The organism is Pseudomonas sp. xss_4 (assembly GCF_043104125.1).
GTDB lineage: Bacteria > Pseudomonadota > Gammaproteobacteria > Pseudomonadales > Pseudomonadaceae > Aquipseudomonas > Aquipseudomonas parafulva_B.
Genome location: NZ_JBICKJ010000027.1, coordinates 191608 through 206814, shown reverse-complemented (window position 1 = coordinate 206814; position 15207 = coordinate 191608). Strand labels below are relative to the sequence as shown.

General features: G+C 62.6%; 11 protein-coding genes. All 11 read left to right on the top strand.

The window, feature by feature from the left end; genetic code table 11:
* Positions 1–154 precede the first annotated feature (154 nt).
* The 11 genes from pilM (at position 155) to ACF8GB_RS05840 (ending at position 15179) form a co-directional block, all read left to right on the top strand.
* Entirely contained in the window at positions 155–1036 is an 882-nt protein-coding gene (pilM, locus tag ACF8GB_RS05890) for a type IV pilus biogenesis protein PilM (protein WP_078479274.1), read from the top strand.
* Entirely contained in the window at positions 1033–1569 is a 537-nt protein-coding gene (locus ACF8GB_RS05885; RefSeq protein WP_078479273.1) for a PilN domain-containing protein, read from the top strand. Before pilM ends, ACF8GB_RS05885 begins: the two co-directional genes overlap by 4 nt.
* A complete protein-coding gene (locus ACF8GB_RS05880) occupies positions 1566–2582 on the top strand; it encodes a pilus assembly protein PilP (protein WP_145254050.1) in 1017 nt (338 codons plus the stop codon). Before ACF8GB_RS05885 ends, ACF8GB_RS05880 begins: the two co-directional genes overlap by 4 nt.
* Positions 2506–3771 (top strand): type IV pilus secretin PilQ, encoded by a 1266-nt coding sequence (locus ACF8GB_RS05875; protein ID WP_058638117.1) that lies wholly within the window; start codon positions 2506–2508, stop codon positions 3769–3771. The genes ACF8GB_RS05880 and ACF8GB_RS05875 overlap by 77 nt, the downstream gene beginning before the upstream one ends.
* Positions 3772–3775: 4 nt before the next feature.
* A complete protein-coding gene (aroK, locus tag ACF8GB_RS05870; protein WP_196185527.1) occupies positions 3776–4294 on the top strand; it encodes a shikimate kinase AroK in 519 nt (172 codons plus the stop codon).
* A 99-nt stretch (positions 4295–4393) separates the two neighbouring features.
* Complete coding sequence (gene aroB / locus ACF8GB_RS05865) at positions 4394–5491, top strand: 3-dehydroquinate synthase (RefSeq protein WP_196127211.1); 1098 nt, start codon at positions 4394–4396, stop codon at positions 5489–5491.
* A gap of 15 nt (positions 5492–5506) precedes the next feature.
* Positions 5507–7099, top strand: a complete 1593-nt coding sequence (locus tag ACF8GB_RS05860; protein ID WP_392526700.1) for an SPOR domain-containing protein — start codon at positions 5507–5509, stop codon at positions 7097–7099.
* A gap of 371 nt (positions 7100–7470) precedes the next feature.
* Complete coding sequence (gltB, locus tag ACF8GB_RS05855) at positions 7471–11916, top strand: glutamate synthase large subunit (RefSeq protein WP_392475089.1); 4446 nt, start codon at positions 7471–7473, stop codon at positions 11914–11916.
* A gap of 121 nt (positions 11917–12037) precedes the next feature.
* The gene (locus ACF8GB_RS05850; RefSeq protein ID WP_058602923.1) at positions 12038–13456 is read left to right on the top strand and encodes an FAD-dependent oxidoreductase; all 1419 of its coding nucleotides are present in this window, start codon (positions 12038–12040) and stop codon (positions 13454–13456) included.
* Between the two features lie 177 nt (positions 13457–13633).
* Complete coding sequence (hemE, locus tag ACF8GB_RS05845; protein ID WP_058638113.1) at positions 13634–14698, top strand: uroporphyrinogen decarboxylase; 1065 nt, start codon at positions 13634–13636, stop codon at positions 14696–14698.
* A gap of 130 nt (positions 14699–14828) precedes the next feature.
* Positions 14829–15179 carry a YgiW/YdeI family stress tolerance OB fold protein gene (locus ACF8GB_RS05840; protein WP_058602925.1) on the top strand — a complete coding sequence of 117 codons (351 nt, stop codon included), beginning with the start codon at positions 14829–14831 and terminating at the stop codon, positions 15177–15179.
* Positions 15180–15207: the final 28 nt, after the last annotated feature.

The window sequence follows — 15207 nt, the reverse complement described above, 5'->3', positions numbered from 1 at the left end:
GTGAATGGATTGCACGCAGGCCCGGCGGGCCGGAAAACGCCGGGCATTATAAGCATTTTTCGCCACGCCGGGGTTACCGCCCGGGCTGCTCGTCGTCTGGCGGCGGCCGGATTCAGGGAACGCCCCAGGGGGTATCGAGCGCAGGGAGGCCGCGATGCTTGGACGCTTTAGCAGGGATGCCGGTTCATTTACAGGGATTGAAATCGTCGAGAATGCGGTGCGGGTGGTTCAGTTGCGCAAACGCAAGCGGGGCTTTGAGGTGCTGTGCCAGACACAGGAATCCTACCGACAGCCAGCGGCCACCACCTGGATGGCCCAGCCAGCACATGCCGCAGCTGCGCTGCGGCGCGCCTTCGAACGTCACGGTCTACGCCAGCATCGAGTGGCCATGGCGCTGCCAGCCGACCAGGTGATCTGCAAGCCGACCTGCCTGCCGCTTCAGGCTTGTGAGGAACAGATCGAAGCGCAATTGCTCGCCGAAGCCGAGCGGCTACTGCCTTTTGCACTGGATGACCTGGCCATGGATTTTCATGTACTGGGCCCCAGCCTTGATGAGCCCAACAGTATCGACGTGATGGTGGCGGCTTGCCGGCAAAGCACGCTGGCACTGGTGCAATCGATGGTGACGCAAGCGGGGCTACAACTCGAGGCCGTGGAGGTCGACACGGTCGCCCTTACCCGCCTGTTACCGTCTGCATTTTCGGATCAGGCAGCCTTGTTGCGGATTGATCGGCAAAACATCGTGCTGCATCGCTGGCAACCCAAGGGCGTCTGCCAGCGATGGGAGTGGACGGCGACTGAACCCATGCGGTCGGGTGAGTTGTCAGAGCAGGTTGCTGCGGCGCTCGTGTCGCAGGGCCTGCCGGCCGACCTGTGGGTGTCAAGCGGCGACTGCATGACCCATCGGCACCTGCAAGCGATGAGCGAAAGGCTCAACGTACATTGCCGGCCGTTACCTGCACCCGGCGGGCTCGAATGTCTCGGCGGCCCCATGCTGCTTGCCAGCACGCTGGCGGCAGGAGGGTTGCGGGCATGATCCGGTTCAACCTGCTTCCTTGGCGCGAGCGGCAGCGGCAAGCGGCCATTCGGCGCTTTCGCAACCAGCTATTGGCAAGCGCATTGGCGGCCCTGTGCGCCGTGACGACGGTCGATCAGTTGGCGCGTCAACGGGCCCACTTGCAGGCGGCCGATAACAAGCAGCGAGCGGCTGAATTGACGGCCCTGGGTGAGCCGGCAGCGTCTAGGGCACAGCTGCAGGACCAGCACGCCACGTCGTCGAGCCAGCTTTCCCGGTTTGAGACGCTGCGCGCTGAGCAGCGCATTCTGGAGGGGTTGTTCACGGACCTTGAGCGCGCCCTGCCAACCACTGTGCAGTTGTTGGGCCTGCAATTTGAAGACAGACACTTGCAGATAACGGGCCTGGCTCCCTCTGGCGCCGTGATCGCCCAATTCATGCGGGACCTGGATCGCTCGGGCATGTTGATCGACCTGCAACTTAAGCAGATCAAAAGCCTGCCCCGTGCCGATCAGTTCCTGCTGACGGCACGCGTCGCTGCGTCCTGGTCATGAAACTGCAGACGGTCTTTGAGCGAGCGGCGGCGTTCGGGCAGTCCGCGCGGGCCAAGAGCCTGGCGCCGGTGCTGCTTGCCTGTTGCCTGTTCATCTTGGGCTGCGCAATACGCCTGCCCGCGGCACTGCAGCAAATGGACCGGGAGCAGGCCAGGGCCCAGGCGCTGGATGAGCGGCAATCGGCCTTGAATGCAGAGCGCGCGGGGCTCGACAGTCTGCGCGCCGCGGTGGCTGAGGCCGAGCAACGCCTGCAGGTGGCCCTGTGGAGCATGGCCGCCGGCCAGGACATGAGCGACCTGGTGGATCACATCGCGGCGTTGGGCCGCGCCCACGGCTTGCTCATCGAGCTGCTGCGGGTGCAAGAGGCGCAAACCCACGGTGATTACCAACAGGTGCCGCTGGAACTGCGGGTCAAAGGCGAGTATGCCGGCGTGCGGCAATGGTTGTTCGAGTGGCTTGGCCAGGCTCGGCTGCTGCGCACTGGCGACATGAGCCTGGAACCTGTCACCGGGCAGCCTGGCATGGTGCAACTGCGGCTGCAGGTCGATGCCTTCCAGGCAACCGTCCCAACGCTGCCGGCACAGGCATTGGCCCAGCTGCCGGCACGCATGCCCGTGGCGGCACCGCACGTCGACCCATTCAGGCCGCAGCAGGACCAACTGCCTGATCGCGGGCTGGCAAGCGTGCCGCTGTCGCAGGTGCGCATGGTTGGCAGTCTGTCGCGGGCGCAGGCTCACGAAGCGCTGTTGATGGCAGCCGGTAGGGTTCATCGGGTAAGCCTGGGTGACCGGGTCGGGCGCGATCAAGGGGTCGTTGCGCATATCGATCCGGGTCAGGTGGAAATTCGCGAACACTGGTTCATGGACGGTGCATGGCACGAGCGCGTTGCGTTTATCTCTATGGCAACACCTGCGGGCAAGGAGGCCCTGATCCTGGATGAGCAAGACATGGAAATGGCTACTCGCAACCCTGCTGTTGCCGTTGACGGCAATGGCCGCCCCCTACCAGGGTGAACGGCTGTCACTGAATTTTCAGGATGTCGAGGTACGCGCCGTGCTGCAGGTGCTTGCCGACCATGCCGGTATCAACCTGGTCGCCAGCGACGACGTCCAAGGGAGCGTCACCTTGCGGCTGGAAGATGTCCCCTGGGATCAAGCGATCGACCTGGTATTGCGCAGCAAGGGCCTGGGTCGACGCCAGGAAGGCAATGTACTGCTGATCGCACCGCTTTCGACCCTGAACGCGCAGTCGTTCGAGGGCACCGCAAATTCACTCGACGTGCAACAACAGCCCATGCGTCGAGAACTGATGCGTATCCACTATGCCAAGGCCGCAGATTTGTCCGAGCTGTTGTTGGCGAGCCTGTCTGAGGACGGCATCCTTGCCGGCAGGGGCAGCCTGGGTGTGGATGAGCGTACCAACACGCTGGTTGTCCACCAGCCGGCGAATCGACTTGCCGAGATTCGGCAACTGATCGCCCAGTTGGATGTGCCCGTGCGTCAGGTCGCGATCGAAGCCCGTATCGTGGAGGCCAATGTCGACTACCAGAAAGGCCTGGGGGTGCGATGGGGCGGCGACCTGTACAGCAACGAACTAAGACCGGGCAAGGACCTGTTTGTAGACCTGGGCGTCGAGCGGGGCGGCAGCAGCCTTGGCGTTGGTCTGTTGCGCGGCGACGTGCTCCTTGATCTTGAGCTCAGCGCCATGGAAAAGAGCGGTGAGGGGGAGATCATCTCGCAGCCCAAGGTAGTGACCGCTGACAAGGAGACGGCGCGGATACTCAAAGGTACCGAGGTGCCTTACCAGCAGTCCAACAAGAACGGCGCGACGACTGTGTCGTTTCGCGAGGCTTCGCTTTCACTGGAAGTAACGCCGCAGATCACGCCCGATGACAGTGTCGTCATGACCGTGAGAGTGACCAAGGACGAACCTGACTATGTCAATGCCCTGAATGACGTCCCGCCCATTCGCAAGAACGAGGTCAATGCCAAGGTCAGGGTCGAGAACGGACAGACGATCGTGATCGGAGGCGTCTACTCGACCACGCAAAACAATGTGGTGGACAAGGTGCCATTTCTTGGCGATCTGCCGTATGTTGGACGGCTGTTTCGACGCGATGTACTACAAGAGAAAAAATCCGAGCTGCTGGTCTTCCTGACTCCGCGTATCATGAGTGACCAGACGATTGCTGTGAGTCGTTGATTCTGTGCGAAATTTGATACTTGTGGGGCCCATGGGTGCTGGTAAAAGCACCATCGGGCGCCTATTGGCCAAAGAGCTGCGCCTGCCATTCAGGGATTCCGACAAGGAAATCGAACTGAGGTGCGGTGCCAACATCCCGTGGATCTTCGACAAGGAAGGCGAGCCGGGTTTCCGTGACCGCGAGCAGGCCATGATCGCCGAGTTATGCGGCCTCGATGGCGTGGTCGTTGCCACCGGCGGCGGGGCTGTCATGCGCGAGGCCAATCGCCGCGTGCTGCACCAGGGCGGCCGGGTGATCTACCTGCATGCCTCGGTCGAGCAGCAGGTTGGCCGCACCGCTCGGGATCGCAACCGGCCATTGCTGCGTACCGCCAACCCGGAGGCGACCCTGCGCGCCTTGCTCGAAACCCGAGACCCGCTTTACCGTGAAATTGCCGATCTGGTGGTGCAAACCGACGAGCGGCCACCGCGGATGGTAGTGATCGACATTCTCGAGCGCCTGCAGCAGTTGCCGCCCCGTTAGCCCGGGACTATTCTCGGCCTCCTGCGCCAAGGCGAGGTTCAACGATACCGCGTGGCTTGCCTGCCAAAGGCGCCGTGCACCAGCTCATTGTGGGGATACATGCAGACACTGAAGGTCGACCTGGGCGAGCGCAGCTACCCGATCTACATTGGCGAAGGCCTGCTTGACCAGCCTGAGTGGCTGACGCCGCATATCGCGGGCCGTCAGGTTGCCATCGTTTCCAATGAAACTGTGGCGCCGCTCTATCTGGAACGTCTGAGCAAGACCCTGGGGGCTTACAGCGTACTGCCGGTGGTACTGCCTGACGGTGAGGCCCACAAGAACTGGGAAACGTTGCAGCTGATCTTCGATGGCCTGCTGACGGCCCGCCACGATCGGCGCACCACTGTCGTGGCGCTCGGTGGCGGCGTGATCGGCGACATGGCCGGTTTTGCCGCAGCGTGCTACCAGCGCGGTGTGGATTTCATCCAGGTGCCCACCACCCTGCTGTCGCAGGTGGATTCGTCGGTCGGCGGCAAGACCGGCATCAATCACCCGCTGGGCAAGAACATGGTCGGCGCCTTCTACCAGCCAAACGCCGTGGTGATCGACACCACGACGCTCGGGACGTTGCCAGCGCGTGAGCTGTCTGCCGGGTTGGCCGAAGTCATCAAATACGGCTTGATCTGTGACAAGCCTTTCATGGCCTGGCTCGAAGAAAATATGCCGGCGCTGCGCAGTCTTGACCCAGTAGCGTTGACCGAAGCCATCCGTCGCTCGTGCGCGGCCAAGGCAGCCGTCGTAGGGGCTGACGAGCGCGAGTCGGGTGTTCGGGCCACGCTCAATCTTGGCCATACCTTCGGCCACGCCATCGAAACCCATATGGGCTATGGCGTCTGGCTGCATGGCGAAGCCGTGGCAGCAGGTACGGCCATGGCGCTGGAGATGTCCATGCGGCTGGGCTGGATCACCCAGGCCGAACGCGACCGCGGCATTGGCTTGCTGCTGAAAGCAGGCTTGCCGGTGGTGCCCCCACAGGAAATGACCCCGGCGCATTTCATGGAACACATGGCGGTCGACAAGAAGGTGCTGGACGGCCGTCTGCGCTTGGTGCTGCTGCGCCAGCTAGGCGAGGCCGTGGTCACCGACGACTATCCCAATGAGATTCTTCAGGCCACGCTGTCGGCGGATTACCGCGCGATCGTGGCCCAGCTTTGAGGTTGTGACAGCGCAATGACCAGTTTGCACGCCGATGAGGCCTTTCTCGACCATTACCAACTGAGCCACGACCCGTTCGCACCACGCGTACCGGGCTTCAAGTTCTTCCCCGCCCAGCGCAAGCCGGTCCTGGCACAGCTGCACCACCTGGCCCGCTACAGCCACCTGATGCTGGTGGTCACCGGGCCTCTGGGCAGCGGCAAGACCCTGCTGCGCCAGGCGCTGGCGGCCAGCACCAACAAGCAGTCGGTGCAGAGCGTCGTGGTGTCGGCCCGCAGTGCCGGCGATGCTGCCAGTATTCTCGGCCAGATCGCGCAATACCTGGATGTGGCCGAGCCGCAGGTGCAGAGCATCCTGTCCAAGATGGTGCAACTGGCCCTGACTGGCCAGGAAGTGTATCTGCTGGTGGACGATGCGGAACAACTGGACGAGTCGGCACTCCAAGCGTTGCTGGAATTGGCGGCAGGCGTTCCCGAAGGGCGTCCGCATGTCTTCCTGTTCGGTGAGCCATCGCTGATCGCAGGGCTCGATGAGTTGAACATCGAGGAAGAACGCTTCCACATCATCGAACTTGCGCCGTACAGCGAGGATGAAACCCGCGAGTACCTCGAACAGCGCCTGGTGGGTGCCGGCCGGGGTATCGAGGTGTTCAGCCGGGAGCAGATCGCCGATATCCATGAAAATGCCGACGGGTGGCCTGGCACTATCAACCAGGTTGCCCGTGACACTCTGATCGAAGCCATGATCGCCAGCCGCACGACGGCAAAGCGACCAGCCATGGGGTTCAAGATGCCTAAAAAACACGTACTCGCGCTATCCGCCGTGGTCGTCGTCGCCGTGGCCGCGGCGGTGTTGATGCCCCGCAAGGGCGACAAGGCCCCTGAAGATGCACCCGCAGCCCAAGCCCAGTTGCCCCTTGGCGACGGCAATTCCAGCGCGTCAATCGAGTTCTCCGGCTCGTCCCAGCCCAAGCCCCTGCCGTTGGGCGGGCAGTCGCAACCGGTGATGCGTGAACCCTTGGCCCAGGCAGCAGGCATGGGCGAGGGCGAAGAGGGCAGCCCGGCGGGTGATACAGCGCTGCAACCGGGCAATCCGCCACCCACGGTCACCACCATCGCACCGCCACAAGGTGTGTCTGCTGGCCCAGCGCCGGCGCCTGCCCAGCCGGTTACCTCCACGGCCAAGCCGGCGGTCACGCAACAGCCCAAGCAGACCTCGCCGGCCAAGCCTGAGCCTGCACGTACCCAGGTGGCGGTGGCCAAGCCCGCGCCCAAGGCTGCCGAGAAACCTGCTGAAAAATCAGCGTCAGGTGGCAGCGGCAACAGCGCCTGGTACACCGGCCAGAAGCCAGGCAACTATGTAGTGCAAATTCTGGGGACCAGCTCCGAAGCGTCGGCCCAGGCCTTTGTGAAAGCCCAAGGTGGCGACTATCGCTACTTCCGCAAGTCCCTGCAGGGCAAGCCGCTGTACGTGGTCACCTACGGCAACTTCGCCAACCGCGATGCAGCGGTGGCCGCCATCAAGAACTTGCCAGCGAAGGTCCAGGCTGGTAAACCTTGGCCACGTACTGTCGCCAGCGTCCAACAAGAGCTGGCTTCGGCCCGCTGATACCTTCCGGGCAGCATCACCCCGCTGCCCTGTAGCCAAGCGAATTCTGGTTTTCGTCTAGCCTGCTGCGCCCAAGCGCGGCAGGCTTTTCTGTCCCGGGCTGTCGGCCACAAGCCACCCACGCAGCTCTGGCTGAATCGCTTCAGAGTCCAGTGAAGTCGCCACCTGGTTGGCGGCATCAATACATTCAAAAATGCGACATAAATTTTCAATGGTGAGACATGAAAATTTGTGAGTGTCGCTGTCGCTGTGCAACAATGGTTTTCCATGGCCACCGCAAAAAAGCTGGCGTTTGATCGGCGTGGATGGTAAGTGGTTGTTAAAAAAGAGATTTGCCTCCGTTGAGGGGTGAACCTGGTGAGAATGTGTCTATGAAAACAGGTCTGTACCATCCCGAAGAATTCAAGGACAACTGTGGTTTCGGCCTGATCGCCCATATGACGGGCGAGCCCAGCCACCACCTTCTGCAAACCGCCATGCAGGCGTTGACCTGCATGACGCACCGCGGCGGTATCAACGCCGACGGCAAGACCGGCGACGGTTGCGGGCTGTTGATGCAGAAGCCCGATCAGTTCCTGCGTGCCATGGCCCAGGAACATTTTGCCGTCGAACTGCCCAGGCAGTACGCCGTTGGCATGGTGTTCTTCAACCAGGACCCGATAAAGGCAGAAGCGGCTCGCGCCAACATGGACCGTGAAATCCGTGCGGCCGGCCTGCAGCTGGTGGGCTGGCGCAAGGTGCCGATCGACACCAGCGTGCTGGGCCGCCTGGCCCTGGAGCGCTTGCCGCAGATCGAGCAGGTGTTCATCGGTGGCGACGGCCTGAGCGATCAGGAACTGGCCATCAAGCTGTTCAGCGCCCGTCGCCGTTCGTCTGTAGCCAATGCCCATGACGCCGACCACTACATTTGCAGCTTCTCGCACAAGACCATCATCTACAAAGGCTTGATGATGCCGCGGGACCTGGCTGCGTTCTACCCGGACCTGAGCGACGAGCGCCTGCAAACCGCGATCTGCGTGTTCCACCAGCGCTTCTCCACCAACACCCTGCCGAAGTGGCCGCTGGCGCAGCCCTTCCGCTTCCTCGCCCATAACGGCGAGATCAATACCATCACGGGTAACCGCAACTGGGCCATGGCTCGGCGTACCAAATTCGCCAATGACCAGATCCCCGATCTTGAAGAGCTTGGCCCGCTGGTCAATCGCGTCGGCTCAGACTCCTCGAGCATGGACAACATGCTCGAACTGATGGTGACCGGCGGTATTGACCTGTTCCGTGGCGTGCGCATGCTGGTGCCGCCAGCCTGGCAGAACGTCGAGACCATGGACGCCGACCTGCGCGCCTTCTATGAATACAACTCCATGCACATGGAGCCATGGGACGGCCCGGCCGGCATCGTGATGACCGAAGGCCGCCACGCGGTATGCCTGCTTGATCGCAATGGGCTGCGCCCGGCGCGCTGGGTCACTACCACCAACGGCTACATCACCATTGCCTCGGAAATCGGGGTGTGGGGCTATCAGCCTGATGAAGTACTGGCCAAGGGCCGCGTCGGGCCTGGGCAGATCCTGGCGGTGGACACCGAGACCGGGCAGATCCTCGACACCGATGCCATCGATGACCGTCTCAAGTCTCGTCACCCGTACAAGCGCTGGCTGCGTCAGCACGCCACGCGGATCCAGGCGACTCTGACCGACGACCAGGGTGTGGCCAGCTACGACGCTGACCAGCTCAAGCAGTACATGAAGATGTTCCAGGTTACCTTCGAGGAACGTGACCAGGTGCTGCGCCCCTTGGGTGAACAGGGCCAGGAGGCGGTCGGTTCGATGGGTGACGACACGCCGATGGCCGTGCTGTCGCAGCGCGTGCGCTCGCCGTACGATTTCTTCCGCCAGCAGTTCGCCCAGGTCACCAACCCGCCGATCGACCCGCTGCGTGAAGCGATCGTGATGTCGCTGGAGATCTGCCTGGGCGCCGAGCGCAACATTTTCCAGGAGTCGCCGGAGCATGCCTCACGCGTCATCCTGAGCTCGCCCGTCATTTCGCCGGCCAAGTGGCGCTCGCTGATGAATCTGGAGCGTGACGGCTTCGAGCGTCAGTTGATCGATCTGAACTACGAAGAGGCCGTCGGGCTGGAAGCGGCTATCCGCAACATCGCCGACCAGGCCGAAGAGGCCGTGCGCGCGGGCAAGACGCAACTGGTGCTCAGCGACCGCCACATCGCACCCGGCAAGCTGCCGGTGCATGCTTCGCTGGCCGTAGGTGCAGTGCATCACCGCTTGACCGAGCAAGGCCTGCGTTGCGACAGCAACATCCTGGTGGAAACCGCCACCGCCCGCGACCCGCACCACTTCGCCGTGCTGCTGGGCTTCGGGGCCTCGGCTGTGTACCCGTACCTGGCCTATGAAGTGCTGGCCGACCTGATCCGCACGGGCGAAGTGCTGGGCGATCTGGACGAGGTCTTCAAGTACTACCGCAAGGGCATCTCCAAAGGTCTGCTCAAGATCCTGTCGAAAATGGGCATCTCCACGGTCGCCTCCTACCGGGGCGCCCAGTTGTTCGAAGCCATTGGCCTTGCCGAAGAAGTGGTCGGGTTGAGCTTCAAGGGTGTGTCGAGCCGTATCAAGGGTGCGCGCTTCGTCGATCTGGAAAGTGACCAGAAGCTGTTGGCTGCCGAGGCCTGGAGCGTGCGCAAGCCGATTCAGCAGGGTGGCTTGCTGAAGTTCGTCCACGGTGGCGAATACCACGCCTATAACCCCGACGTGGTCAACACCCTGCAAGCCGCCGTGCAGCAGGGCGACTTCGCCAAGTTCAAGGAGTACACCACGCTGGTCGACCAGCGTCCGGTCTCGATGATTCGCGATCTGTTGAAGGTCAAGGTGGCCGATCAGCCATTGCCGCTGGAGCAGGTCGAGCCGCTCGACGCCATCCTCAAGCGCTTCGATTCTGCCGGTATCTCGCTGGGTGCGCTGTCTCCAGAGGCCCACGAAGCCTTGGCCGAGGCGATGAACCGCCTGGGCGCGCGCTCCAACTCCGGCGAAGGCGGCGAAGACCCAGCCCGCTACGGCACCCTCAAGAGTTCCAAGATCAAGCAGGTGGCGACCGGCCGCTTTGGCGTGACCCCTGAATACCTGGTTAATGCCGAAGTGTTGCAGATCAAGGTGGCCCAGGGCGCCAAGCCCGGCGAGGGCGGCCAGCTGCCCGGCGGCAAGGTCAACGGTCTGATCGCCAAGCTGCGCTATGCCGTACCGGGCGTGACACTGATCTCGCCCCCACCGCACCACGATATATACTCGATCGAAGACCTGGCGCAGCTGATCTATGACCTCAAGCAGGTCAATCCGCAGGCGCTGGTTTCGGTCAAGCTGGTGGCAGAGGCAGGTGTCGGTACCATCGCCGCTGGCGTGGCCAAGGCCTATGCCGACCTCATCACCATCTCGGGCTACGACGGCGGTACGGGCGCATCGCCACTGACCTCGATCAAGTATGCGGGCGCGCCGTGGGAACTGGGCCTGGCCGAGACTCACCAGACACTGCGCGGCAACGATTTGCGCGGCAAGGTCCGGGTACAGACTGACGGCGGCCTCAAGACCGGCCTGGACGTCATCAAGGCTGCCATCCTGGGTGCCGAAAGCTTCGGTTTCGGCACCGCCCCAATGATCGCGCTGGGCTGCAAGTACCTGCGTATCTGCCACCTGAACAACTGCGCGACCGGCGTGGCGACCCAGAACGACAAGCTGCGCAAGGATCACTACATCGGCACGGTCGACATGGTCGTCAACTTCTTTACCTTCGTGGCTGAGGAAACCCGAGAGTGGCTGGCAAGGCTTGGCGTGCGCAGCCTTGGCGAGCTGATCGGGCGCACCGACCTGCTCGAGGTGCTGCCGGGCGACACCGAGCGCCAGCACCACCTGGACCTGACCCCGCTGTTGGGCAGCTCGCACATTGCGGCCGACAAGCCGCAGTTTTGTGAAGTGGACAGCAACCCACCCTTCGACAAGGGCGAGCTTGCCGAGAAGATGGTCGAAATGGCCATGCCCGCTGTGCGTGACCAGGCCGGTGGCGAGTTCGCGCTCGACATCTGCAACTGCGACCGTTCCATCGGTGCGCGTGTCTCCGGTGAAATCGCCCGGTTGTACGGCAACCAGGGCATGGCCGGTGCGCCGATCACGTTCCGTTTCAAAGGTACCGCAGGCCAGAGCTTCGGCGTCTGGAACGCCGGCGGCCTGAACCTGTACCTTGAGGGTGACGCCAACGACTACGTCGGCAAGGGCATGACCGGTGGCAAGGTCACCATCGTGCCGCCGGCTGGCAGCCCGTTCGAAACCCAGCACAGCGCAATCGTCGGCAACACCTGCCTGTACGGCGCCACCGGTGGCAGGTTGTTCGCTGCCGGTACGGCGGGCGAGCGCTTTGCTGTACGCAACTCTGGTGCCCACGCCGTGGTAGAGGGCACTGGTGATCACTGCTGTGAGTACATGACCGGCGGCTTCGTCTGTGTTCTGGGCAAGACCGGTTACAACTTCGGCTCTGGCATGACGGGCGGTTTCGCCTACGTGCTCGACATGGACAACAGCTTCGTCGACAAGCTCAACCACGAACTGGTGGAAATCCAGCGCATCAGTGGTGAAGCGATGGAGGCTTACCGCAGTCACTTGGCGCGGGTTCTTGCCGAGTATGTGGATGAAACCGGTAGCGAGTGGGGGCGTGAGCTCTCCGAAAACCTGGACGACTACGTACGACGTTTCTGGTTGGTCAAGCCCAAGGCCGCCAACCTCAAGCAACTGCTGTCCAGCACCCGCGCCAACCCGCAGTAAACAGCTGCACGTGACCAACCCTGGGCGCTCGAACCGAGCAGCCCAGGGTTTGCCCGGCTCAAGTGATCGTCTTGCGGCTTGCAGCGTGTAGCGTGCGGCTGCTGTTAAGAGGTTTTGAAAAATGGCTGAACGTCTGAACAACGACTTCCAGTTCATCGAAGTGGGCCGCAAGGACCCGAAGAAAAAATTGCTGCGCCAGCGCAAGAAAGAGTTCGTGGAAATCTACGAACCCTTCAAGCCGCAGCAGTCCGTGGAACAGGCGCACCGTTGCCTGGGCTGCGGTAACCCGTATTGCGAGTGGAAGTGCCCCGTGCACAACTTCATTCCCAACTGGTTGAAGCTGGTGTCCGAGGGCAACATCCTGGCGGCCGCCGAGCTGTCGCACCAGACCAACACCTTGCCCGAAGTCTGTGGGCGCGTATGCCCACAAGACCGTCTGTGCGAAGGTGCCTGCACCCTGAACGACGGTTTCGGCGCCGTGACCATCGGCTCGGTGGAAAAGTACATCACTGACACGGCCTTCGCCATGGGCTGGCGCCCGGACATGTCCAAGGTCAAACCAACCGGCAAGCGCGTGGCCATCATCGGTGCCGGCCCGGCTGGCCTGGGCTGCGCAGACGTACTGGTGCGCGCCGGCGTGACGCCCGTGGTGTTCGACAAGAACCCGGAAATCGGCGGCTTGCTGACCTTCGGCATTCCTGAGTTCAAGCTCGAGAAAAGCGTGCTCAGCAATCGCCGCGAAGTCTTCACCGGCATGGGTATCGAGTTCCGCCTCAACACCAACGTGGGCACGGACGTGACCATGGAGCAGTTGCTGGCTGAGTACGACGCAGTCTTCATGGGCATGGGCACCTATACCTACATGAAAGGCGGCTTCCCTGGCGAGGACCTGCCAGGGGTGCACGACGCTCTGGATTTCCTGATCGCCAACGTCAACCGCAACCTGGGTTTCGAGAAGTCGCCTGAAGATTTCGTCGACATGAAGGGTAAGAAAGTCGTGGTCCTGGGTGGTGGTGACACGGCCATGGACTGCAACCGCACCTCGATCCGCCAGGGTGCCCAGTCCGTGACCTGTGCCTACCGCCGCGACGAAGCCAACATGCCGGGTTCGCGCAAGGAAGTGAAGAACGCCAAGGAAGAGGGGGTCAAGTTCCTCTACAACCGCCAGCCCATCGCTATTGTCGGTGAGGACAAGGTCGAGGGGGTGAAGGTGGTCGAGACGCGTCTGGGCGAGCCTGATGCGCGTGGGCGCCGCAGCCCGGAACCGATCCCAGGCTCCGAAGAGATCCTGCCGGCCGATGCGGTGGTGATCGCGTTCGGCTTCCGCCCCAGCCCTGCCTCCTGGTTCGAGCAGCACGATATCCAGCTCGACAGCCAGGGCCGTGTGGTGGCGCCGGAGAAGAGCAGGTTCAAGCATCAGACCAGCAACCCGAAAGTGTTCGCCGGTGGCGACATGGTGCGCGGGTCGGACCTGGTCGTGACCGCGATCTTCGAAGGGCGCACCGCAGCCGAAGGCATCCTGGACTACCTGGAAGTCTAAGCGCGCCCTGGCAGGTCACGTGGGGTCGCTGGGCGGCCTCATTTGCCAGGGACAAGCGCCCAGACCTGCCCGGGAATGCTTGACCTGAAGCACGCAAAAAACAAAACGCATGGCCCCGACCGTGCCTTTTGTGTCGGTGTCTGAGAAAATGCCCCCACTATTTTTCCGGATGCCGACATGACTGCCCTGAAGAACGACCGTTTCCTGCGTGCTCTGCTCAAGCAACCCGTTGACGTGACCCCGGTCTGGATGATGCGCCAGGCCGGCCGCTACCTTCCGGAGTACCGCGCCAGCCGCGCCAAGGCCGGCGACTTCATGAGCCTGTGCAAGAACCCGCAGTTCGCCTGCGAAGTGACCCTGCAGCCGCTGGACCGTTACCCGCTGGATGCGGCCATCCTGTTCTCGGACATCCTCACCATCCCGGACGCCATGGGCCTGGGCCTGTATTTCGAAACCGGTGAAGGCCCGCGTTTCAGGAAGGTGGTCAGCACCCCGGCCGACATCGAGGCGCTGCCTGTTCCCGACGCGCAGAAAGACCTGGGCTATGTGATGGACGCGGTCAGTACCATCCGCCGCGAACTCAATGGTCGCGTGCCGCTGATCGGCTTCTCCGGCAGCCCCTGGACCCTGGCCACCTACATGGTCGAAGGCGGCTCTTCCAAGGATTTTCGCAAGACCAAGGCCATGGCCTATGACAATCCGCAGGCACTGCACCTGTTGCTGGACAAACTGGCGCAGTCGGTGACCACCTACCTCAATGGGCAGATCCTGGCCGGTGCCCAGGCCGTGCAGATCTTCGATACCTGGGGCGGCAACCTGTCGTCGGCGGCCTATCAGGAGTTCTCCCTGGCCTATATGCGCAAGATCGTCAGCGGCCTGATTCGCGAACACGACGGGCGCAAGGTGCCGGTGATCCTGTTCACCAAGAACGGCGGCCTGTGGCTGGAAAGCATTGCCGATGCCGGGGCCGATGCATTGGGGCTGGACTGGACCTGCGACATCGGCGATGCCCGTCGCCGGGTGGGTGACAAGGTCGCCTTGCAGGGCAACATGGACCCGACCGTCCTGTATGCCCGGCCGCAGGCCATTCGTGCGGAAGTGGCACGCATCCTGGCCAGCTACGGCCACGGCAGCGGCCATGTGTTCAACTTGGGCCACGGCATCACGCCGGAGGTCGATCCTGAACACGCGGGCGCTTTCATCAACGCCGTGCACGAGCTGTCGGCGCAGTATCACCTGTGAGCCGCTTGTGACAGCGCATGACGCTGCGTAGCCCGGCCGGGGCTGAGTGCAGCGAGATTGTCGCATTAAGTTTCAATTCAGCGGTGCTCGCTAGGCTGGTCCTACTCCAACAGAGATAGGACCCGCTCCCATGAAAGCACGCTACCTTGCCCTGATCCTTGCCCCCTTGTTCAGCACCGCTGCACTGGCGTCAGGCGGCTACACCGGCCCTGGTGCGCAGTCGATTGCCACCGTGGCCGCTGCCAGCGAGGCCGCGGACGATACGCCGGTGGTCTTGCAGGGCTACGTGACCCGCAAGCTCGACAACGATGATAAATACGAATTCAAGGACAGCACCGGCACCATTACGGTCGAGATCGACGACGAGGACCTGCCGCCCACACCCTTCAATGACAAGACCAAGGTCAAGCTCATCGGTGAAGTCGAAAAACACTTGATGAGCCGCGAGGTGGACGTGGACCGGGTCGAGATCATCAACTGATCCAGTGATCCTGTCGCAGGCAGGCTCG